The organism is Sphingomonas kyeonggiensis, assembly GCF_014196745.1.
Classification (GTDB): domain Bacteria; phylum Pseudomonadota; class Alphaproteobacteria; order Sphingomonadales; family Sphingomonadaceae; genus Sphingomonas; species Sphingomonas kyeonggiensis.
Genome location: NZ_JACIEH010000001.1, coordinates 354,184 through 379,766 on the forward strand (window position 1 = coordinate 354,184; position 25,583 = coordinate 379,766).

General features: G+C 66.7%; 3 protein-coding genes. All 3 read left to right on the forward strand.

The features are described 5' to 3' along the window. Positions 1-146: 146 nt before the first annotated feature. The 3 genes from GGR46_RS01855 to GGR46_RS01865 all read left to right on the forward strand — a co-directional run bounded on the left by GGR46_RS01855 (position 147) and on the right by GGR46_RS01865 (position 25,252). Positions 147-1,277: a helix-turn-helix transcriptional regulator gene (locus tag GGR46_RS01855; RefSeq protein WP_183994026.1), complete on the forward strand. Its 1,131-nt coding sequence runs from the start codon at positions 147-149 to the stop codon at positions 1,275-1,277. A gap of 312 nt (positions 1,278-1,589) precedes the next feature. Beyond that, positions 1,590-3,302 carry a ShlB/FhaC/HecB family hemolysin secretion/activation protein gene (locus GGR46_RS01860; RefSeq protein WP_183994028.1) on the forward strand — a complete coding sequence of 571 codons (1,713 nt, stop codon included), beginning with the start codon at positions 1,590-1,592 and terminating at the stop codon, positions 3,300-3,302. An 11-nt stretch (positions 3,303-3,313) separates the two neighbouring features. Then, positions 3,314-25,252: a YDG domain-containing protein gene (locus GGR46_RS01865; RefSeq protein ID WP_183994030.1), complete on the forward strand. Its 21,939-nt coding sequence runs from the start codon at positions 3,314-3,316 to the stop codon at positions 25,250-25,252. Positions 25,253-25,583: the final 331 nt, after the last annotated feature.

Consider the following 25,583-nt stretch of genomic DNA (forward strand, 5'->3'; position numbering starts at 1 on the left):
TTGTCCCTAGAAATAGCGACATACGCAATATTTCGGGCTCGTTACAATTTGTTCCGGAGCCTGGGCTGGGTTAATTGCGCATTGCCCAGGTCCGGCAAACAACGAGTCGCGCCATGCCAAGCCCGGAACCCTTGACCCCGATGTTGGTGGCAGAGCTGGTCGGCAGCATCTACGAGGCCGCGCTCGATGCACGCCTGTGGCAGCTGTTCGTCGATCGGATCGAGTCGGTCTATCCGGAGATGACCGTCGCGCTGTTCAGCCACGAGACCACCGTCCCCGCGGCGGCGCTCAACGTGGTCGCGAACTACTCCGATGCCGCGCTGCGCGACTATAAGGCGCATCACTTCTCCACCAGCCCCTATGTCGATTTCGTCCCGCGTAACCAGGTCGGCAGGCCGGTGCGGACCGAGGCGATCATCCGCGACGAGGAGCTGTACCGCACCGAGCATTACAACGACTTCATGCGCCCGCACGGGATCGGCCGCCACGGCACCGGCATGGTGCTCGAGCGCGAACCCGGCGGCTGGGCCTCCTTCTCCTTCGCCGATCGCTGGAACGACGTGGCACGGCGCGAGCACCAGATGCAGATGCTCCACCTGCTCGCTCCGCATTTCGCCCGGGCGTTCAAGCTGCGGCGCACGCTGATGGACATGTGCTCGGCGGGCATGGCCTCGCGCACCGTCTTCGACGGCTGGATGCACGCCGCCTTCGTGCTCGACCGCGAAGGCCGGGTGATGACGATGAACCGCAAGGCGGAGGCGCTGGTGGCGCGGGGCGAGGGCGTGCGGCTCAACCGCTTCGGCCAGCCGCGCAGCTTCGACGACAAGTGCAGCCGCGCGTTGGAGGACGCGTTCGCCAGTTGCCGGGCGGGCGCGGATTCGCCGATCGAGGGGGCAGGCGACCTGTCCGGGGTGATGCTGCCGCGGCGCGTGGACGGAGCGGCGCTCCACGCGATGGTCTGGCCGATCGCCAGTGCCGCCGAATTCGGGTTGCCGAGCCTGCCGGGGCAGCTGCTGCTGGTCATATCGGATCCCGACGACACCCCGCCGGGCGCGGTCGCCTGGATCGCGCGACGCTTCGGCCTGTCGCCCGCCGAGGAGAAGCTGGCCGATGCGGTGATCGCCGGCGTGCCGCTGAACGAAGCGGCGGAGAAGCTGGGCATCCAGCTCTCGACGGCGCGTACCCGGCTCAAGACCATCCAGGCCAAGACCGGCTGCCATCGCCAGATGGACCTCGTCCGGCTCGCCATGTCGGTGCCGACGATCCGGCCCGTCTGACCACCCCCATATGGGAGCTATTCGCTCCCGCCGGGCCTTCCTAGGCAACCAGCCTCGGGGTCGTGCGCGCACGATCGCGGAGGGGGGATTGCGTCGATGGAAAAGGGGTTTTCCCGCCGTGGCTTAGCTGTCGGGTGGGGTTTGGGGTCGAGGAATGTCGGCTTCCGTAACGTCGTTCCGTCGCTGTCACTATTAGTAGCGACAGACGGAAAAACCCGCCTCCGGTACATTACGGATGCAGGATCGCCCACCCGGGTCGTGGGGCAGGGCGGCCTTCCAGTTTCTTCGTTCCAGACAAAAAAAGGCCGATCGATGCCGAAGGTTGCCGTGCACCACCGCCCCAGCGGGCGGAAGACGCTTGCGCTGTTCTCGTTTCTCGCGGGCACGGCGCTCGCCACGCCCGCAGCCGCGCAGGTGCTGCCTTCGCGCCAGCAGCTCAACCCGGCCCAGCAATCCGCGGTCCCCGCCGCACCGCGCGGCGAACTGTTCCGCGACATGGAGGCGGGTCCGTGCCCCTTCGCGGGCAGCGACCTGAAGGTCACGCTCACCGGCGTCGAGTTCCAGGGCACCAACGGCAAGCTCGCCTTGTCCGACGACAGGCTGCGCCTCGCCTATGCCGATCTGATCGGCCGGGAAGTGCCGATCGGCACGATCTGCACCATCCGCGACCGGGTGGCGACGCTCTATCTGCGCCGGGGCGTGCTCGCCGCGGTGGAGATCCCGCAGCAGCGCATCGCCGACGGCAAGCTGGTCCTCTCGGTCACCGAGGCGCACGTCACCTCGGTCAACTATCACGGCGATGTCGGTCCCGCGCAGCGCCAGGTCGAGCGCTATCTCGACAAGCTGAAGGGCATGACTCCGTTCGACCTTAACGTCGCCCAGCGCTACCTGCTGCTGGCCTCGGACGTTCCCGGCGTGATCGTCCAGGCCTCGCTCAAGCAGGCGCCCGGCGGCCAGGGCGCGGTCGACCTGAACATCGAAGTCTCGCGCACCCCGGTCACCGCCAGCTTCGCGGCGAACAACTACGGATCGGAATCGATCGGCCGCGACCTGGCCACCGCGCGGGTCGACTACAACAGTTTCACTCCGCTCGGTGAGCGCACCACGATCGTCGGTTACGGCACGATCACCAGCCCCGAGCAGCGCGTCATCCAGCTGACCGAGAGCGTGAAGCTGGGCGGGGAGGGGCTGCAGCTCGACCTGTCCGGATCGCTCGCGCGGACCCGGCCGGGTGCGGCGCTCAAGCCGCTCGACCTGCTCGGCAACAGCTTCGCCGGCAATGCCCGGCTCAGCTATCCGCTGCTGCGCCACCGCCGCTACAATCTCAACCTGTCGGGTGGCCTGGAATGGATCGACCAGAAGGTCGATTTCGGCGGCGGCATCGCCACGCTGACCAACGACAAGCTCCGCGTGTTCTTCGCCAAGCTCGACGGCTTCTTCGCGCCGCGCGAGCTGGCCGCCCATTCGGTGGTGGCGACCGGATCGATCGAGTTGCGCAGGGGCGTCAACGGCCTGGGCGCTACGCCCTTTGGCAACCGGCTCGCCTCGCGCTTCGGCGGCCGACCGGACGCGACGGTGTTCCGCGCCGACATGTCGGTCGGCGGGCGGCTGTTCGGCCCGGTGACCGCCAGCGTCTCGACCAGCTGGCAGTACACGGACACGCCGCTGCTCTCCTATGAGGAGTTCTCGGCCGGCACGCTCTCGATCGGCCGGGGCTATGATCCCTCGGCCGCCTCGGGCGACCGCGCGCTGGGCTCGACGCTGGAGATCAGCACCGCACCCTTCCAGTTCGCCAAGCGATCGGTGTTCCGCCCCTATGCGTTCCTCGACGCCGTCCGGCTGACCAATATCGGGCCGGGTGCCGACCGGACTACGCTGCGCTCCGCCGGCTACGGCATCCGCGCCCAGATCGGCCCGTGGCTCTCGCTCGACGCCGCCTGGGCGCATCCGTTCGACCGGGTGGCGCCCAATGCGCCCAAGCCGGGCGACCGCATCCTCGTCAGCCTCACCGCCTCGATCTTCTGAGGGTTCAGATCATGTCCGCTCTCCGCCGCCGCCCCAATCGCCGCCTGCTCACCACCTCGGCCTTCGGCGCGCTCGCGCTCGCCGCGGTCTGGGCCGCGCCCGCGCATGCCCAGCTGGTCCAGGGCGGCACGCCCGCGCAGAGCAACGGTGCCGGGCCGGCGATCGACCAGTCGCTCCCCAACACCACCACGGTGACGATGGGAGCGGGTGCCACGCGCACGGTGATCGACTGGGACAAGTTCGACATCAATTCGGGCGACACGGCGAACTTCGTCTTCGCCAATCGCAGCGACATCGTGCTCAACCGGGTGAGCGGCGCGGGCAGCACGATCAACGGCAGTCTGAACGGCATGATCGGCGCGGGCGGTCCGACCGGCGGCAATATCTGGATCTACAACGCCAATGGCGTGGTGATCGGCGCCAATGCCCGGATCAGCACCGGCGGCCTGCTCGTCACCACCGCGGCGATCGACCGCGCGACCGATAGCAGCGCGGGCGGATTCCTCGACGGCGGCTCGACGCAGTTCGGCTTCACCGGGGCGGGGACCGGCAACATCACCGTGCAGAACGGTGCCCAGATCAACAGCCATGGCGGCGCGATCGCGCTGGTGGCACCGGTGGTCACCACCGAGACGGGATCGAGCATTTCGGCGCAGGACGGCGGTAATGTGCTCGTCGGCTCGGCGTCCAAATACCAGATCAGCTTCCGGCCGACCTCGACCGACGACATGGATCTGCTGAGCTTCGAGGTGGCGGACGGCGCCGGCACTTCCGGCACCGATGCGATCAACCTGGCCGGTAACATCGGCGGCAACCGCGTGTTCGTCGCGGCGGTCTCGAAGTCGGGCCTGGTGGCCGGTATCATGAACACCGGCACGATCAGCGCCACCACGGTCGCGACTGACGAGACTGGCGCGATCGTACTCAGCGCGAACCACGATATCGTGAACGGCGCTGCGGCGGCGGCACCGCTATCCGGCATCGGGGCGGGATACGTCACCACGTACGGCGGGTCGGTCGCGGGGCCCAAGGTGGACTTCGTCGCGTCCGAGAACGTGCTGCTGCGCGGCGATGTCGGCGAGAGCGGTGCCGTCGTCAATCTCCGCAGCGACAATACCGACGTCAAGCAATACGCCGGCGTGATCACGGCCGACACGCTCACCGCCAGTGCGCAGACGGGCATCAACTTCAACTCGTTCAGCGCCAACCGGGTCGACAAGCTCGGCGCGCTCAACACTGTCACGGGCGATCTCGCCTATATCGGCGACGAGGATGGAGTCATCCTCACCGGCGCGATCAGCGCTCCGGGCAAGGTCACGCTCGGCGCGCGCGGCTTCATGGATACCACCACTGGCTCGATCAGCGCCGGCAGCCTGGAGCTGTCCCTGGGCGGCGGCGGTTCGTTCAAGGTCAATGGCGACGCCAATATCGGCTACGGCCAGTCCCAGGGCGCGGTGACGATCCAGGCGACCGGCGGCATCACGCTGTCGAACGAGTTCGGGATGCTGCTCGGCGACCAGCTCTCGCTCACCGCGGATACCGGTGCGATCCGCGAGACCGGTGGCTTCATCTCCGGCGGCGGCACCGTCATCGCCAATGCCGCTGGCGAGATCGACCTTGGCGGCGCCAACAGCTTCACCAGCCTCACCGCTAATTCCGCCGATGGCGAGCGCGTCACGGTCAACGCGACGGGCAATCTCGATTTCAAGGTGAACACCTTCTCGCTCGCGCGGTTCACCGTCGGGGGCAATGCGACGTCTTCGGGCACGAACGCACTGAACTCCGGCGGGCTGTTCGTGACCGCAGGCGGTGCGATCAATCTCAGCTCGGACGGCGGCTACACCGAGTTCGGGGATCTGAGCGCGGGCGGCAACATCACCCTCGCGATGGACGGTAATCTCGTTCTCGGCGGCGTTATCCATGCGGGCAACGCGCTGTCGCTCACTTCGCGGGGCGGCGCGATCCGGCAGACCAGCGGCACGATCAGCCTGGGCACCAGCTTCACCCTCAATGCCGTCACCGGGATCGACCTGAACCAGACGGGCAACCATCTGGGCGACCAGAGCCTTGTTTCGGACGTCACCAGCGGCAACGGCAGTGCCGTGCGGATTCGCGGCGACGCGATGAAACTCTACCTCCACGGCGCGCTCGGCGACGTCAGCCTCTATGGCGAGAGTGGCGATGTCGTCGTGGGCCCCGGCCTCACCGCCAGTTCGCTGACCGCCGAGGCCGCTCGCGACATCCAGATTGGCAGCAATGGCAACACGGTTGCTGTCGACACCTATCATCGGCTGATCGGCACGAACGTCTCTGTCTATAACAACGGCGACTTCACGGTCGACGGGGATGTCGGCCGAGCGGACGTCGGTCGGGTGGAACTGGTCGCGCCGAACGGCACGCTCACCCAGGCCGCCGGCACGATCTTCGGCGCCGACATCTCCCTCCGCGCCACCTACGCGATCAAGCAGGACAGCAGCGCGAGCGTTCAGGCAAGCAATGGTGTTTTTGGGGCACTTGCCGGTACCGACCTGCTGTTAACCGGCGCGAACCGGTTAGGCGATTTCCCCTATTTCAGCTGGGGCACCAACGCCAACGTCACGATACGCTCGCTCGGCAATCTGTCCGTCGATACTAGTTTGGGCGCGTGGCTCGTTCCCGTCCACACGCTCAAGCTGATCTCGGACGAGGGTTCCGTCGGCGTGTACGGCGGCTTCACCGCCGACACGCTGAACGTTCAGGCGCATGGCGACATCATGCTCGACGATGCGACTTACATCGTGAGCAAGGTCGGCAGCGTCACCGGCCTGACGAGCGCGACGGGCAATATCAGCCTTAGAGAAGACAATGGCTTCACCATCGATGGCGATATCAGCGCGGCGGCGGGCAACATTACCCTCAAGTCCGGCGGGGCGATCGATGCCAATTCGGGCGCGCTTTCGCTCGGCGGCACGCTGGCGGTAACCGCCGGCGGCGGCGCATCGCTGACCGGGGCCGGCGCTATCAAGCTGGGCGCAGTGAGCACGTCTGGCGGCGGCAATTTCTACCTGGGCAGCGACGGCAATATCGAGCTGACCGGCGCGATCAACACCGGCACCAGCAACCTGATCCTGTCCACCACCAATGGCGCGATCACCAGCAATGGCGGCACGATCTCCGCCTTTTCGACGACGGCGGATGCCACCGGGGCGATCACGCTCGTCGGCTCCGGCTACGCTAATTTCTGGGCGATCTCGAGCGGCGGCGGCGCCATCCATCTCAGCAGCGACAATGATCTCGGCTTCGCAGCGAACACCACCGGCACCCTAACCGTCGAGACGGGCGGGCAGGCGAGCAACACCGGCGACGTGGTCGCCAGCTCAGTGTCGATCAGCGCGGGCACCGGGATCAACCTGGTCAACACGGGCTTCACGGTCGATATCGGCAGCTTCAGCCATCTCTCCACGGACGATGGCCTGGTCAGCCTCGACCTTACCGGCGACATCAAGCTCGACGGCGACGTCACTGCGGGCGGCACGGGCAACACCGTCAGCCTGATCTCGGGCGGGAGCATCCTCCAGAATTCCGGCACGATCACCGGCGACAACATCAAGCTGAACGGCGCCTCCGGCATCACCCAGGGCAGCGGTGCCACGCTGCACGGCGGCGCCCTGTCGCTCACCAGCGGCGGTAGCGTGGCGCTGGGCCAGGCCAATGACTTCACCAGCATCGCCGTTCTCTCGATCGGTGGCGACCTGACGCTGCGCAACCTGGGCAGCATCGATCTCGATCCGACCGTCGGCGGCGGCGCAACCCTGGGCGGCGCACTGACCGTGACCTCGGACACCGGCGACATCTCTGCCGGCAATGTCGTCACCACCTCGAAGCTAACCGCCACGGCGCTGAACGGGTCGATCCTGCTTGGCGGCGGCGGTCATCTGATCGGCTCGCTCGGCACGCTGAAGGCGGGCGGCGACATCGAGATCGGCACCGATCTCCCCGGATTCGCCCTGACCGGCGACATCACCGCCACGAATGTGACTCTGCTCGCGATGAATGGCGGGATCACCCAGAACGCCGGCACCAAGATCACCGCCGGCACGCTCAACGCCACCGCCAACAACAACATCACGCTCGACCAGGCGAATGCAGTCACCACGGTGGGCAGCCTCAACGCCAATCTGTTCACCAGCGGCCACAGCATCACCTTCCGCAACAATGGCGACATCATCCTTAACGGCCGGGTCGACGCCGCGGGCGGCACGCTCAGGCTGACCTCGAACACCGGCGGCATCAGCCAGAACAGTGGCGCGGGTATCTACGTCCTTGCGGACCAGCTCTTCCTGAGCGGCGCCAGCGACGTGACGCTCCTCAGCACCAGCAACAACATCGCGACGCTTGGCGGAGCGTCGAGCACCAATGGCGGCATCTTCTATCGCGATGCCAATGGCTTCGACATCGCGGGTAACATCACTGCGACCACAGCTGGCACTGGGGGCGTTTCGCTGCGCACCGCCGGTGCGGGTTCGATCACCCAGAGCGCCGGCATCATCGACGTCGACTATCTCGGCGTGATCACCGTCGGCGGCGGCTCGGCCACGTTCAACCAGGCGAACCGGATTCACCGGCTCATCGCCACCTCGGGTAACGGCACGCTTTCGCTCAACAGCACCACCGACCTGCTGATCGACCAGTCCGTCTATTTCAGCACGATCTCGCTGAGCTCGGGCGGGGCGATCACCCAAAGCAATGCCGCCACGTTTGGGGCGAATACCGCCAATCTGAGCGCCGTCACCGGCATCAACCTGCCGGGCGCAACGCTTTTCGGCGGCTACAACGGCATCCTCAATCTCGGCACGGTCACCAACACGACCAGCGGCGGCATCAACATCGTCAGCTATAGCGGGTCGCACACCAGCCTGACCGGCAACATCAGCGCGGCGGGGCAGACGGTGTCGATCACCGATGTCGCCGGCTACATTCTCCAGACCGGGGGCGTGATCACCGCCGATACGCTGAGCATGTCGGCGACCGGCGGGATCAATGTCGGCGGCGCCAACCAGGTCGCCAATCTCGGCGCGATGACCGGGCCGGGGGTGACCTTCGCCAATGCCGGCAACTTCAACGTCACTCAGTCGATCGGCGTAAGCGCCGGGATATACCTGACATCGAACAGCGGCGCGATCACCCAGAATGCGGGCACGACGCTCACCGCCGATACGATAGCGCTCAATGCCGGCACCGCGATCAGCCAGGGCACGGGCGCGAGCCTGCACACCACCAACCTCTCGCTGACCAGCGGCGGCAATACGACGCTGGGCGAGGCCAACGACTTCACCACCCTTACGGACCTTGCGGTGGGCGGCGACCTGACGCTGCGCAACCTCGGCAACATCGATCTCAGCCCGATCCTGGGAGGGACCGGCGGATATCGCACGGGTGGCGCGCTCACCCTGATCTCCGATACCGGGAACATCCTCAGCACCAACTCCGGTATCGACACCTCGCGCCTGACCGTGAGCGCGGCGGGTTCGATCAGCCTCGACGGTACGATCGCCTCGCTTGGCACCATCACCGCCGGCCAGTCCATCCTGCTGACCACCTACAATGGCAGCATGGTGCTGACCGGCAATGTCACCGGCCGGAACATCAGCCTCTACGGCAATACCGGGCTCAGCCAGACCGGCGGCATCATCGATGCCGACCGGCTCAACGTCATCACCAACGGCAATATCTCGCTGACCGGGGCGAACCAGATCGACGTGGTCGGCCGGCTCGACACCGACCAGTACGACAGCGGCACCGGCCACGACATCACGCTGCACAATGTCGGTGCCATCGTGCTCGACTATCAGATCGAGGCGCCGGACGGCACCGTCACGCTCACCTCGGACACCGGCGGGATCAGCCAGACCAGCTTCAGCAACCGCTTCGAGGCCGGTACGCTCAAGGCCAACGCAGCTGGCGACATCGTGCTCGACTATGCAGGGAACGCTATCGGCCATCTGGGCGCGATCCGCAGCCAGGGCGGCGGCGTCACCATCGTAGATGCGAATGCCTTCGACCTGACAGGTCAGGTGCGTGCGGCCGGCGCGCTTTCGCTCACCTCGGGCGGGGCGATCACCACCAATGGCGGGCTGGTCGTTGCGGGCGGCCTGCTCAACGTCTCGGCGACCAGCGCCAATCTGGTCGCCGGCGGCAACATCCAGCTCGGCACCGTCACCACCAACGGCAATTTCGCGATCGACACCGATGGCAATCTCACTGTCGCCGGCCTGCTCAACACCAATGGCGGCGACGCGGCGCTGACGGCGAATTTCGGCACGATCGGACGCGGCGCCAGCGGCACGATCTCGGCCAACAAGGTCACCGCCACCGCGCACGACAGCATCAGGCTCGATAGCACCGGCAACGCGATCATCTGGGCGAGTTCGAGCAACGGCGGGGACATCAACCTTACCGGCAATGCTGATATCTTCTTCAAGATCGACACCACCGGCGACCTCACCGTCGATGCCGGGGGCTATGCCGGCAACAACGACAGCGTGATCGCCAATTCGGTGGGGATCAACGCGGCCGGCGGTGTCTATCTGAACGACCAGACCGTCACCATCAATGTCGGCAGCTATCGCTATCTGACCTCGTCGGCCGGTGCGATTGACGTCGAGAATCAGGGTGACATCAACCTCGACGGCGATGTCACCGCAAGCGGCGGGACCGGCTCCAGCTATGTCCGTCTGAACTCGAGCCAGGGCTCGCTCCTGCAGTACAGCGGCACGATCAGCGGCTACAGCGTCGAGCTCGATGCCGCCCAGTCGGTCACGCAGGACGCCAGTGCCAAGGTGGTGGCCGGCGATTATGGCCTGAGCTTCCGCGCCACCGACGTGTCCCTGCTCGGCGCGAACGAAATCCCCTCGATCAGCATCTACACGGTCACCCACGACCTGGCGCTGCGCGCGGTCGGCACGATCAACATGAGCGGGTCCGCCAATCAGGCCGGCAGCAACCACTACACCACGCTGATTTCCGATACCGGCGACATCATCGGCGGCCCGATCAACGCCGACAGGCTGAGCGCCACTGCCAGCAACGGCAAGCTCGTCTTCAACTATGGCAACAATCACATCGGTTCGCTCGGCGACCTGACCGCCAAGAACACCGGCGGCACCGATATCGACATCTTCAGTGACTCGCTGCTGGCCCTGACGGGCAACATCACTGGCGGCGGCGTCAATATCTATGCCGTGCAGGGGATCAACCAGACCGGCGGTGCGATCACCGCGGACCGGCTCTATACGGGCACGAGCGGCGACCTGCTGCTCGGCGGCGCGAACAATTTCGGTCAGCTGCTCGATTTCGGCCATGGCAACGGCAAGAACGTCACCATCCGCAACCTCGGCAGCATCACGCTGCCGGGCACCGCCAACAGCTTCGGCACGCTCACGCTGACGTCGGATACGGGCAGCATTGGCCAGACGAGCGCGATCACTGTCGCTACGCTGATCGCGAACGCCGCCACCGGCATCAATCTGACCCAGGCCAACAACTTCACGACCCTGTCCGGTCTCTCCACTGGCGTGGGCGACATCCGGATCGCGGACACCAACGGCTTCGCCATCGAAGGCGACATCACCGCGCCCGGCACCGTTGCGCTCGCCAGCGGCGGCAACATCACCACTGGCACTACCACGGTCGGCGTGGTCACGACTCCGCATGGCAAGGTCGATGCCGATACGCTCACCGTTTCCGCGGTCAACGCCACGGTCTACACCGCCGGCGACATCAACCTGGGCGCGTCCTCGGTCAGCAGCGGCTTCACGCTGGTCGCCGATGGCAGCATCGATCTGACCGCGACGAGCAACTTCTTCGCCGCGAGCCTGATCGCCAATACCGGCTCGATCACCCAGAGCGCCGGCATCGTGACCGGCAACACCGTGCTCACCGGCGCGGCCGGCAGCATCACGCTCGACAAGGCCAACAGCCTCTCCAGTTTCGGCGGCACGTCGCAGGGCGGCGGCACCGTCACCTTCAACAATGCCGGCACATCCACGCTCGACCTCACCGTCAGCACCACGGGCAACGCGGTCGTCACCACGGCGGGCGGCGTGCTCGGAGCCTATATCCGGGCGGGCGACCTGTCGCTCACCGCAGGCGGGGCGATCGACCTCACGTTCAACACCGATGTGAACAGCGTCAGCAAGCTGGTCACGACGTCCGGGAATGTACTGTTCACCGACGCCAACAGCTTTCAGATCCTCGGCGACGTCACCGCCGGCACGAGCACGCTCGGCACCGTGGACCTGCGGGCGAATATGGGCGGAATCTCGCAGTTCGGCGGCACGATCACCGGCGACGACGTCCACCTCACCAGCGTGGGCAATCTGAGCCAGGTCGGTACCACCGCCCGGATCGTGGCCAATACCATCGCGCTGAGCGGTTACGCGATCATCTTCAACGGTGCGAACAGCTTCAATAGCACCGGCAGCTCGGTTTCCGTCGCCACGAACGGCGGCCTGATCCTGCGCAACGCCGGATCGATCGACCTCGACGCGCTGGGCGGCTTCACGTCGGGCGGCAACCTGGCGCTGACCTCGGACAATGGCTCGATCACCTCGACGGGCGCCATAAGCGCCAACGCGCTGTCCGCGATTGCGGAGCATGGCACCGTCAGTTTCGGCAACGCCGCCAACAGCTTCACCTATCTCGGCGCGGTCAGCGCCTCGGGCGACGCCACGTTCACGACGGGCAGCACGTCGCTCGGCCTGCTCAACAATATCAGTGTCGGCGGCAGGCTGACGCTCGGCGCCCAGGGCGCGATCACGCAGGGCAACAACAGCACGCTCACCGCCACGTCGCTCTATGCGACCGCGGGCGGCGCTACCGGCGCGATCACGCTGGGTGCTGCCAACGATATCGGTACGCTGGGCGCGCTCACCGCCGACGGCGACGTAAGCTTCCACGACATCAACGGCTTCCAGATCGCCGGCAATGTGCGCGGCGACCATGTCACGCTCATCGCCGATGCCGGCGCGATCCGCGAGAATAGCGGCACCGTCATCGCCAACCACCTCACCGCCTCGGCGGTCGATGGGCTGGTGCTCAACCAGATCGGCAACCAGATCCACACTATCGACGGCCTGACCAACAGCAGCAGCGCCGCCAATGTCGGGATCGCCATCGCCTCCGATGTCGAGATGCACCTCGCCGGCGACGTGACTGCGCCGGGCCAGTATGTCAGTTTCTTCGTCGGCAACGGCGCGCTGGTCCAGGACAGCGGCACGATCACCGGCGGATACCTGCGGCTCCGCCTGATGAACGGCAGCGCCACGCTGGGCGCGAACGCGCTCGACAATCTCGATTCCATCCAGATCGACAACGGCGACTTCACCGCCAATTCGAACCTGTCGACCGGGGCGCTTGGCCTGAACGGCAACATCGTGGTCAGCGGCACCACCACGCTCACCAATGCCGCCGGCATCACCCAGGGCCAGGGCGGGGTGATCAACACCTATAATCTGAACCTGAACACCGCCGGCACGCTCGACATGGGCAATGTCATCAACATCGTCGGCGGCCAGGCCAATATCACGATGGGCAGCGGCAGCTTCCTGTCCTATGGCGATCTCAACCTCCGGCTCAACGCCAGCGGCGCGGCCACGATCACCTCGCAGGGCAACATCAATTTCACCGGCGCGGGCTCGTCTTCGGCCGGCACGCTGACCCTCTCCGCCGCCAACGGCATCTATTCGGGCCCAGGCGCCGGCGGGCAGATCGCGGTCGACCATCTCGGCACGGTCACCAACAGCGGCAGCGGCGGCATCGCGCTCAACCTGCTGGGCACCGTCATCCTGGAAGGCGACATCACCGCCGCAGGCCAGACCGTCTCGATCACCGCGGAAGACGGGCTCAGCCAGGCGACCGGCAATGTCATCACCGCGAACCGGCTCAACGTCGCGACCACGGCCCCCAATGCCTCGGCCGTCCTCGACAACGCCAATCAGGTCGGCACCTTCGGGCTGAACGTCACCGGCGACGCGACGCTGCGCTCCGCGCTCGCCACCACGCTCGCCTCTGGCATGTCGGTCGGCGGCTCGCTGACCGTGAACACACCGGGCGACATCGTAGTGGCCGGCGGCACGGTGGGCGGCACGCTGGCGCTCTACTCGGGCGGCGCGGTCAACGGCACCGGCTATGTCAGCGCGGACCGGCTGACCGGCAGCGCCGAGGACAATTTCAATCTCGATTTCACCAATCTCAACACGCTCGACTCCATCGAGAGCGGCACCGACATCCAGATCAACACCTCGAGCTCGAACCTCAACATCGTCGGCGACATCACCGCGGCTGGTGGCATCGAGCTAAGCGGCCACACGCTGAACCAGAGCGCAGGCACGATCACCACGGGCGCCAATAGCGGCATCGGCCTGTCCACCGACGGCGCGATCACCCAGACCGGCGGGCGGATCATTGCCAAGTACATCTCGGCCGTTGGCGGCGACATCAGCCTGCTCGGCGCGAACCAGGTCGGCGCGATCGGCAACTATCTCAGCTCGGGCGGCACCTCGATCGCGTTCCGCAACCAGGGCAGCATCGAGGCGAACAGCGACTTCAGATTCTACAACGGCCGCGGTGCGCTAACGCTGATCTCCGACACCGGCGCGATCACCCAGTCCGTCGCCGTGGACGCCACCAGCGTCACGCTCAGCGCCGCGACCGGCATCGACTTCAGCAATGCGGGCAACACGATCGATGCGATCGGCGGGCTGAGCAACAGCACCAGCGGCGCCGGCGGGATCGCCTTCCGCAGCCAGAACAGCGTGACGATCAACGGCGACATCACCGGCGTCGGACAGACGGTGACGCTCGCCAGCGGCGGGGCGCTCACCCAGAATAGCGGCAGGATCGTCACCAGTCTGCTGGACGCCAGCGCCGTCACCGGCCTCACGCTCACCAGCACGACCAACAACATCACGGGCATCGCCGGGCTGAGCAACGCCACCAGCGGCGGCATCGCCTATACCGATGCCGACGGCTTCAACATCAACGGCAACATCAGCGCCGCGGGGCAGGCGCTTTCGCTCCGCTCGATGAATGCCACGACCGGATATATCCTCCAGGCCGGCAGCAGCCTGATCACCGCCGGTACGCTCAATGTGACCGGGGGCGCTTACGTCGAGCTCAAGGGACTTTCCGGCATCGGGAACGCGATCGACGCGCTCGGCAATGTCGATACCCAGCTCGTCCTGGCCGTATCGGGGCCGCTGGATCTGCGCGGCGACATTGCCACCAACTATGTCGATCTGACTGCAAACGGAGCGATCACCCAGAGCGGCGGCCGAATCGTCAACACCGGTCCGGCAGGCCAGCTTTCGTTCCTTGGCACCAGCATCAGCCTGACCAGCGCCACCAACCAGCTCGACAGGGCGAACCTCGTTACTGCGAGCGGCTCTGGTGACATCACCGCCGTCTCGAACGGCAACACCCGGTTCAACCGCCTCGAGGGTGGTAATGTCTCGCTCACCGTCACCAATGGCAGCATCGGCAGCCTGGGCGACAACGCCGATATCGACACGCTGACCGCCTCGGCGAGCGGCGGCATCAGCCTGGGCGGCCGCATCGGCCAGATCGGCGATGTCACGGCGGGCGGCGACGCGGCCTTCCGCTCGAGCTCGAGCTTCGATCTGAGCGGCAACATCAACATCGGCACGGGCCGCCTGTCGCTCAGCTCGGGCGTAAGCATCACCCAGTTCGGCGGTTCGATCACGGCCGGCGGGCTCGATGCGAGCGCGGTCAATGTGATCAACCTGCTCGGCTCGGCCAACACCATCGGAACCATCTATGGCCTGACCACCCAGTCCGGCGACATCACCTATACCGGCGCCAGCGGCGTCGTGCTGGCCGGCGACATCACTGCCGGGAACTCAGGCGATATCCGGCTGACCGTTGCCGCGGGCTCGATCACGCAGAATGCGGGCATCCTCACCGGGCGCATTCTGAACGCCAACGCGATCGGCGACATCACGCTGACCCGCGAGAACCAGCTCGTGCAGCTGGGCGGGCTGAGCACGGGCGGCGCGATCAGCTATACCGGGCATGGCGATTACGGCGTTGCCGGAAACCTTGTCGGCAGCTCGGTCACGCTCAATTCCACCACGGGCGCGATCACCCAGACCGTGGGCGCGATCGTGACGGCGAACCTCTCGGCCCATGCGAGCACCGGGCTGGACCTGTTCGGCGCCAACAATTTCGATGCCCTGGGCGATCTGAGCACGACCACCGGCAACCTGCGCCTGCGCAACTATGGCGAGCTCGTCCTGTCGAACCTCAGCGTGGGCGGAGACCTCACGCTGCTGTCGGACACCCGGATCATCGGCCAAAACCTGGGTACCACGCTGACGGTGGGCGGCACCGCCACGCTGACCGCCTTTGCCGGCATCAACCTGAACCGGGCCAATTCGGTCGCGCGCTTCGGTGAGGTCCGCAATGTTGGCGGTCTTGGCAGCATCACGCTCACCAATGCCGGTGACCTGGTCCTCACCGACAACATCAGTACGCTCAGCCAGCAGGTTTCGCTCTATTCGAACAACGGCGCGATCCTCCAGCAGGGCGGGGTGATCAGCACCGGCAACCTGGTCGCGCATGCGAACGGCTCGATCACGCTCGACAGCGCCAACAATATCGAGCCCGTGCTCGTCACCGAGCTGATCTCGACGACCGGCAGCATCAGCTATCGTTCGACGAACGCGATCCTGCTCGGCCCGGTCAGCGCGGCGGGCCAGCTCTCGCTCACCTCGGACAGCGGTGGCATCACCCAGAACGTCGCCATCTCGGCCGGGTCGCTGTCCGCGACCTCGCTCGACGGCGATATCGTGCTCGATCAGGCCAACACGATCGGCGCGGTCGGGAACGTCGCCACCGACGGCAGCTTCACCTTCAACACCACCGGCAATCTGAGCCTCACCGGCACGATCACGGCGCCCACGCTGGTTAAGCTCAGCGCGGGCGGCAACATCACCCAGGTCGCCGCCACCGGGGTGATCGAGTCGAGCCAGCTCCAGGCCACCAGCGGCGTGACTGCGGCCAATGGCATAAGCCTGCTCGGCCATAACGACGTCGCCCAGGCGATGCTCAATTCGAACGGCAAGGACCTGCGCTTCCGCAACACCGGCGATTTCGAGCTCGGCAACATCAGCGCGGCCGGCCATATCGTCGAGATGATCTCGGACGGCGGCGCGGTCACCCAACTCGCCGGCACCTCGATCCTCGCGGGCACCTTCTCGGCCACGGGCACCAATGTCGTGCTCGACAACACGGGCAACCAGATCAGCCGCATCGGCCTGATCTCGACTGGCTCGGACCTCAGCCTGCGCAACGGCGTGGCGCTGCAGATCGACGCGATCAACGCCGGCAGCCACAATGTCACGATCAACAATGGCGGCGACATCAGTGGCGGCAACATCACCGCCAACCTCCTGACCGTGAACCCGATCGGCGGCGGTGTCTTCCTGAACACCGCCAACCACGTCAATTCGATCGGCGGGTTCAACGGCTACCAGTTCGAGTTCGTCAACGACGGCAGCTTCGCGATTGCCGGCGCGATCCAGAACGGGATGTACCAGACCTTCCTGACCAGCCAGAGCGGCTCGATCTCGATGGCGGGCGGTGCGGTCAACAGCGGCGGCGTCACGCTTCAGGCGGCGACCGGCATCTCGATCACCGGCAATCTGAGCTATGTCTACGGGGCGACCACGACCACCGGCGACGTCTCGATCCTGTCGGGCCTGCTCGATATCCAGGGCGACATCCGCGGCGACACCGTCACGCTGGGCGGGACCGCGAATGGCGGCTTCATCCGCCAGACCTCCGGCTCGATCACCGCCAACCTGCTCAATGCCAGCGGCTATGGCAGCGTGAACCTCGATGGCACCACCAACCATATCGCCGCGCTCGGCACGCTGAGCAGCAGCTTCGGCGACGTCGTGATCAAGAGCCTCGACGCGGTCGCGCTGACCGGCAATATCGACGCGAGCGGCTATCTCAGCCTCGATGCCGGTGGCGCGATCGACCAGACCGGGGGGCGGATCAAGGCGGGTTGGCTCTACGTCAACGCTGCTGGCGACGTCACGCTCGATGCGGCCAATCTTGTCGATGCCGGCGGCACCGTCTCGCTGAGCGGCGACAATGTGACCTTCGTGAACGACGGGACCTTCACCGTCGGCGGGATCGATGCCGGGACCACCGGCGCGATCGACCTGACCTCGACCAACGGCAATATCTGGCAATCGGGCGTGATGAACGGCGGCTCGCTCACTGCCTCGGCGCATGGCTCGATCTCGTTCAACCAAAGCAATGTGATCGGCACTCTCGGCAAGCTCAGCGCCGGCACCGAGCTGACCTATTATGGCTCGACCGCCTATGCGCTGACCGACGACGTCACCGCCGGCATCACTGCCTCGCTGAACGGCGGCGCGGGCATCAGCCAGACCGGTGGCACGATCACTGCCCAGTCGCTGGCGGTCAACGCGGGCAGCGCCGACCTGCGCCAGGCCAATGTGGTCGACCAGCTCGGGCTGGTAACCACCAGCGGCGACTTCCTCTTCCGCAACGTCGGCGACATCGAGCTCTGGGCCAGCGGCAACAGCGTCGTGGGCGGCAAGTTCGGCCTCTATTCGGATACTGGCAGCGTCACCAACCCCGGCGCGCTGTTCACCGCCAACATCGTCGACGTCACTGCGGCCGGCGAGGTCAACCTGAACGGCGGCAACTTCAACTTTATCGACCGGCTGGTGTCGCAGAATGGCGACGTCACTGTCATCACCACCTCGAACATCTTCGGCGGCAACCTGATCTCGGCCGTGAACGGCACGGTCGACCTCACCGTCGGCCGCATCACCGCGAATTCGGTCAAGGCGAGCCTGCTCAACGTCGATGCCACCGGCCACGATATCGAGCTGACGGGCGACAATCTGATCGATCGTCTCGGCTATCTGTTCGGCGACAATATCTCGCTGGCGGTCGGCCAGACCGCGATCACCGGTTCTATCAACGCCTCGAACAGCATCGCCTTTGTCCGCTCGGGCCTGGCGACCGATTTCGCGCTCGGGATGGGCTCGAGCGGCGCGCTGCGGGCGCGGATGATCAGCCTCAGCAACACCGGCAGCGCGGGCACGGCGACGCTGACCAGCATCACCACCCCGTCGAGCCAGCTCGAGCTCAATTTCAACTTCAACGGCAATGCCAGCATCAACGCGTCGAGCAGCGCGATCTATCTGAACAACGCGGTCGTCGATGGCGATCTGTCGCTCCGCGCGAACGGCGCCATCACTGCCTCCGGCGCACCCAGCGCCATCAGCGGCACGATCAGCGCCCAGAACAATACCGGCGATATCAGCCTGAACTTCGGCACCGACAATATCGGCCATTTCGGCGATATCCTGACCGGCAGCGGCTATATCGGGCTTGGCGCCGCGTCGGTGGATCTCACCGGCACCGTCCAGGCGGGCGGCGGGGGCGGTGTATTCCTCAGCGCCACCAATGGCTCGATCACCCAGGCAAGCGGCTCGGTCATCGCCGCCGCGAACATCCAGGGCATGGCGACCGGCGATGTGCTGCTCGGCGGCAACAATACGATCGGCCGGATCAACGGGCTGACCGCCACCGGCGACCTGACCTTCAAGACCAGCGGCGCCCTCAACATCTCCGGCACGCTCACCGCCGGCGCGACCTCGGCCATGACGCTGACCGCGGGCGGCGACATCCGCATCACCGGCGCGGATCCGGTCAGCGGCGGCACACTGAACGTGTTCACCCCGGGCGCCTGGGCAAGCTTCTACGGCACGCCGATGAATCCGCGCACCGTCAGCTTCAGGGCGCTGGGCAATGTGAGCGCCGGCAACTTCGAGATCTACAATGCCGGCTCGCTCGATCTGACCGGCAACTTCGTCGCGACGATGGGCGCGGTGATCGACGTGGACGGCCAGCTCACCCAATCGGGAGGATCGCTGACCGCCGATCTGCTGACGCTCAACGGCTATGGCATCACCGCCGAGCGGCAGAACCACGTCAACCGGCTGCAGGGCAGCGCCTATGGCGGCACCGCGTTCAGCTTCACCAACGCCGGCGGCCTGACTCTGATCGGCAATCTCGGATCGGGCGACGTCACGCTCGATATCGGCGGCAACTTCATCAACAACGCCGGCATCGATACCAACGGTGACATCCGTATCACGGCGGCTGGCGGCTATATGCGCGAGCTGTGGGGCAACAGCGTCACCGTCATCGGCGGGGCGAACGACCTGACGATCGGCAACATCATCACCAGCGACGACATCTCGGTGACCGCCACCGGCAATGTCACGGTCGGCACGCTCTATCGCTCCAGCAACAACGACGTGGCGGGCGACGGCTACAATGCGCTGATCTCGGGCCATAACGTCATGCTCGGCGCCCCGGGCGGCTCGAACTCCGTCGACTATAGCGTCGGCGCGACGCCGGGCACGATCACCGTCCTGGCTACCGGCGACGCGACGCTGGCCGTCGACGCCATGTACAATACCGCGGTCAGCATCTCCGCGGCCGGCGACGTCCATGCGGAGTCGAACAACCAGCTGCTGCTGGGCAATGTCTCCGGCGCGAACGTCACGCTGATCGCCGGCACCGACCTGATCGCGAGTTCGATCACCACGCCCGGAGTCTATTCGGTCACCGCCGACGACATCGGCGGGGGCGCGTTCAACATCCTGGGCGGCAACCCGCTCGACATCCTGATCACCGACACTGCCGGCGACCTCACCCTGTCGGGCACCATCGCGGCCCGCCGCAACACCACGATCACCGCTGCCGGCAATGTGCTCGGCGGTACGGCGATACTGGGTGCGGGCCTCGCCATGGACGGCACGCTCACCGTCAACGGCGCCAACATCACGCTGGCCGAGGCGAACAATGCCTATGACGTGGTGCTCAACGGCACCGGCACGGTCGATGTCGGCACGGTCAGCGTCGGTCGCGATTACGCGCTGACCGGCCGCACCTTCCTGAACAGCGCGCTCACGCCGGTCGGCTTGCAGACAGGCAGCTTCACCCTGACCGGCCTGGGCGCCCTCGATCTGGGCGGCGCCACGGTCACCTATAAGGGCGATATCGACTTCAACGTCGCGGGCCTGCTCAGCAACGGTTCGATCAATTCGACCCATGGTGCCGTTACCGGCGGCGCCAATGCCATCAACCTGGACCAGATCACGGCCGCGACGGAGATTGACCTCTCCTCTACCATGGGCGGGCTCCAGCTGGTCCATGCCGGCGCTTCCACCGGCAGCGTGACGCTGCGCGGCCAGGCGAATCTCACCGTGACCGGCGGCGTCGAGGCGGGCACCGATGTGAACCTGACCTCGATGGGATCGACCACGGCCGGCTCCGCCAGCGCGGGTCGCGACATCAGCGTCTTCTCGCTGATGGGCAACGCGACGCTGCGCCAGGCGAAGCTCACCGGCACCACCGGCAGCCTCAGCGTGCAGAGCATCACCGGAACGGCGACGCTCGGTGCAAGCAACATTGGCTCGATCACCACCGACAACTATTTCGAGCGCGCGGCGGATTCCGTCGGGACCGTCTCGGTCACCGGTTCGGGCGGCGCGTTCGTCAACCTCGATCATTCGGCAGCGCTCGATCTGGTCCGGGCGCAGAATGTCGGCGTGAACGTCAGCTTCGGCGATCTGGCGATCGACCGGCTGGATGCCGGCACCGGCACTGCCGCGGTCCTTCTCGGTGGTGACGCGCTCACGGTGCGCACCGTCATCGCGAGCGGAGGCTTCCGCCTCGACGCGCAGGGCAATGTCACGCTCGGTGCCGATGCGGGCGTGACACCCGGCACCAGCAATACGGTCTCGACCGGTGGCACGCTGGGCGGCAACAGCGGTGGCGGGATCGTCGTCTCCCAGGGCGGGAACGTCTCGATCAACCTGTCCGGCGTTACCGGAGTGTTCGACGCGGTCCGCGCCGATGCGGGTGACGTCGCCATCGCGGTCGGCACTGGCGACCTGGGGATCAACCAGCTCCGCGGCCACAATATCAGCGCTTCGGTGGACGGCGTGCTGACGATGTTCGATGTCGGGAACAGCGGCGGCAGCTACACGCTGACCGCGGCGGACTTTGGCGGCGACGCGCTCCATCCCACGCTGTCCGGCGGCGCCGGCGCGTTCGGCGACGTCACGATCATCGACACGGCAGGCGATCTTGGCGCGAGCGGCGTGTTCATTTCCTCCGGCGACATCCATGTCGAGGCGCAGCACGGGGCGATCACCGGCCTGTTGTCGCTCGATGCCCAGGGCGACGTCACGGCGATCGGGCAGGGCGTCCGCCTGTACGGCGTGTTCGGCCACAACGTCACCATCGACGCGGGCACCGGCACCGCGGAGGTGGTCAACTCGGTCGGCGTGGACAACAACTACACGCTCACCGCCGGTGACTTTGCCGGCGAGACCCTGGCGCCCTGGTCGTCGAGGGCCGGCTCGCTGACGATCACCGATACCGTCGGCGATTTCGACTTCGGCGCGACCGACTTCCTGTTCATGGGAGCGATCTCGATCAGTGCCTCGCACGGACTGCTCAACATCGGCAATCTCCAGGCGGGCAGTGCGATCAGCCTGACCGCCGGCACCGACCTGTCGCTCGCCAGCGCCCGCTACTTCGATACCGGCGCCAACAGCCTGTCGCTCATCGCCGGTGGGGACCTGCGCTTCGGCGCGGCCGATGCGGCCTCGGTCACGGCGGGCAACGTCTTCACCAACTATGGCGCGAGCCTGACCGGCACCACGATACAGGCCGGCGGCAATGTCGCGATCAACCTCTACGAGGCCAGTGCGCTGGGCGCGATCGACGGCGGTACGGTGCAGATCTCCGTCAGGAACGGTGATTTCTCCGCCGGCAACATCGATGCGGTGGGCGCGATCGCCGTCCAGGGGCCGTCGGGCAGGCTCACCCTCGGCGATGTGACCACCAGCGCCGGCCACATCAATATCAGCGGCCAGGGCAATACCAGCCTGGGCGACGTCCGGGGCAACTTCGTCGTCAATCTCGCCGCGAGCACCGGAAGCCTGACCCTCGGCAACGTGACCGGCGGCGACGTGTCGCTCCAGGCGGCGCGCGCGATCACCGGCGCTAGCGTATCGGCCGCCACACTCGGCGTGGTGACGGTGAACGGCGATGTCGATCTCGATGCCGGCGGCACGGGCTCGCGCGTCGCCCGCCTGACGGGGCTGGCGGTTCATGGCGGCTTCGCGCTCCGCAACCTGGCCGATCTCGCCCTGGACGGTGCGATCGAAGTCGGTGGCACGCTGAACCTAGGGGTGACCGGGGCGCTCAGCCAGAGCAGCGGCTATATCGCCGCCGATCGCCTGCAAGGCCAGGTGACCGGCGCCGCGACCCTGGGTGGCGACAACCGGATCGGCGTGCTGGGCGATTTCTCGGCAAACGGGCTGAAGCTCAACACCATCGCGGCACTCGTGATCGATGGCCTGGTCCAGGGCAATGGCGGCTCCGTCACGATCGCCTCGCACGGCGGCATGGAGATCGGCACCGACGGCAGCATCGTCTCCTCGGCCGGCGGGGATGCGATCACGCTCGCCTCGGACGGGCTGTTCGCCAACTTCGCCGGCGCTTCGGCACTGAGCGCGTCGAATGGCCGCTGGCTGGTCTACACCCAGACCGGCGGCAACCCGGGCATCTCCGATCCGGGCAACGACTTCGGCGGGCTGGCGGGCATCAGCTATTATGGCGACGCCTATGATTTCGCCACCGGCAGCTTCGCCACCGCGCCGAATGCGGGCAACCGCTTCGTCTATGGCTATCGCCCGGTTCTGACGGTCACGCCGTCGAGCCTGCACCTGGTCTATGACGGCACCGTGCCCAACGTCACCACGACGATCACGGGCCTGGTCAATGGCGACAGCGCCGCCAATGCCTGGTCGGGCGCGGCCGAGATCAGCGGCGTCGGCCGCAATGCCGGCACCTATTTCGCCTATAGCGCGCTGGGCACGCTCGCCTCGGAGATGGGCTACACCTTCGCCTTCGTCCCCGGCACGGTGGTGATCGATCCGCGCGTGATCAGCGCGGTGCTGAACGCCAACGACAAGACCTATGACGGCACCCTGGGCGCCACCGGCACGTTCGGCCTGAACGGCGTGCTCGCGGGCGATACGGTCGGGGTGAACGGCGCGGGCCTGGCGTTCGACAACAAGAATGCCGGCACCCGCACGGTCACCGCCGGCGGCCTCACCCTGTCGGGCAATGATGCGGGCAACTATGTCCTCGCCGCCACGACGGTCACCGATCTGGCGGACATCCTTGCCAAGGCGATCACCGCGACGCTGTCTGCCAATGGCAAGACCTATGACGGCACCACCGCCGCCACGGGCGCGCTGACGCTGAACGGCCTGATCGGCAACGACCAGGTGAGCGCGAACGGCAGCTACGCCTTCGACAGCAAGAATGCCGGCACCGGCCGCACCGTGACCGCGAGCGGCATCGCGCTCTCGGGCAATGACGCGGGCAACTATGTGCTCAGCGGCACCAGCGTGACGGCCCTGGTGGACATCCTCGCCAAGACGATCACCGCGACGCTGTCGGCCAACGGCAAGACCTATGACGGCACCACCGCCGCCACCGGCACGCTGACGCTGGGTGGCGTGATCGGCAACGACCAGGTCAGCGCCAATGGCAGCCTGGCGTTCGACGGCAAGAATGCCGGCACCGGCCGCACCGTGACCGCGAGCGGCATCACCCTGTCGGGCGCGGATGCGGGCAACTACACCGTCAACCTGTCGGCGACGGCCCTGGCGGACATCCTCGCCAAGGCGATCACCGTGACGCTGACGGCGAACGACCGCAGCTATGACGGCACCACTGCCGCCACCGGCACGCTGGGCCTGAACGGGGTCGTGAGCGGCGATGCGGTGTCGGCGAACAGCACCGGCATGGCCTTCGACAACAAGAATGCCGGCACCGGCCGGACCGTAACCGCGAGCGGCATCAGCCTCTCGGGCGCAGACGCGGGGAACTATGTGATCGCCAGCACAATGGCTACCGACCTCGCGGACATAGTGGCGAAGGCGATCACCGCCACGCTGGCCGCCAATGGCAAGACCTATGACGGCACCACCGCCGCCACCGGCTCGCTGAGCCTGAACGGCGTGCTTTCGGGCGAGCAGGTGACGGTCGGCACCAGCGGCATCGCCTTCGACAGCAAGAATGCCGGCACCCGCACCGCCACCGCCGGCGGCCTGATGCTGGGCGGCGCCGATGCCGGCAACTACACGATCACCGGCACCACCACCGGCACCGCGGTGATCTCGCCCCGCGCGATCACCGCCACGGCGACGGCGGACGGCCGGGCCTATGACGGTACCACCGCCACCACCGGCCGGATTGCGCTGACCGGCCTGATCTCGGGCGACACGGTGACTGGTACGGCCAGCTACCGCTTCGCCGATGCCAATGCCGGCACCGGCCGCACCGTGCAGGTGAGCGGCCTGGCGCTGACCGGGGCCGATGCGGCCAACTACTCGGTCACTCTGTCCGGTACCCCGGTGACCGCCGACATCACCCGCCGCGCGGTGACCGTCACGGTGAACGGCACGACCAAGATCTTCGGTCAGCCCGATCCGGTGTTCGGCTACACCGTCTCGAACGGCTCTGTGGTGAACGGCGACGGCTTCACCGGCGCGCTGGCCCGTGCGGCGGGCGAGCAGGTGGGCAGCTATGCGATCGGGCAGGGCACGCTGGCGCTCTCCGCCAATTACCTGCTCACCGTGATCCCGGGCACGCTGGTGATCAGCTTCACCCAATCGGGCGCCGACGCTGGCGACGCCCTAAAGACGCTGCAGGTCGGTATCGGCGGCGGCTTCTCGCTCAACCAGGACCCTTCCCGGAATCTCGAGGGCGATGGCGAAGGCGAGGACCAAGCCGATAACGACAAGTAGCAAGAGAGCCCGCGTGGCTGTGCCGCGCGGGCTCTCGGCCCTTCGGGGGAGGGGTGGGGCGCCGTGGTGGGGGGACCGCGGCGCCCTTTGCATGGAAACCGGTTGCTGCAGGCCGGTGTGGGGCAGGTGGCAAAGAGGGCCCGCGCAGTCCCCCTGCACGGGCCCTCACGGCCCCCCCAAAGGGCCGGCGCCAGCAAGCGCGAGCGGGTAGGGATCCAGCCACCCCGCGTCGCGCCGCGGCTGTCACGCGGCAGCCTAGCGCAGGGAGGGCGCTTTCTCCTTGAATATCCTCGTCAGCGGCTTGAACGCATGTCGCATTCTCCCCTGTCCT

Bases quoted from the DNA above. Each gene is read 5' to 3' on its own strand.
- GGR46_RS01860 (WP_183994028.1), top strand. From the start codon at position 1,590: ATGCCGAAGGTTGCCGTGCACCACCGCCCCAGCGGGCGGAAGACGCTT.
- GGR46_RS01865 (WP_183994030.1), top strand. From the start codon at position 3,314: ATGTCCGCTCTCCGCCGCCGCCCCAATCGCCGCCTGCTCACCACCTCG.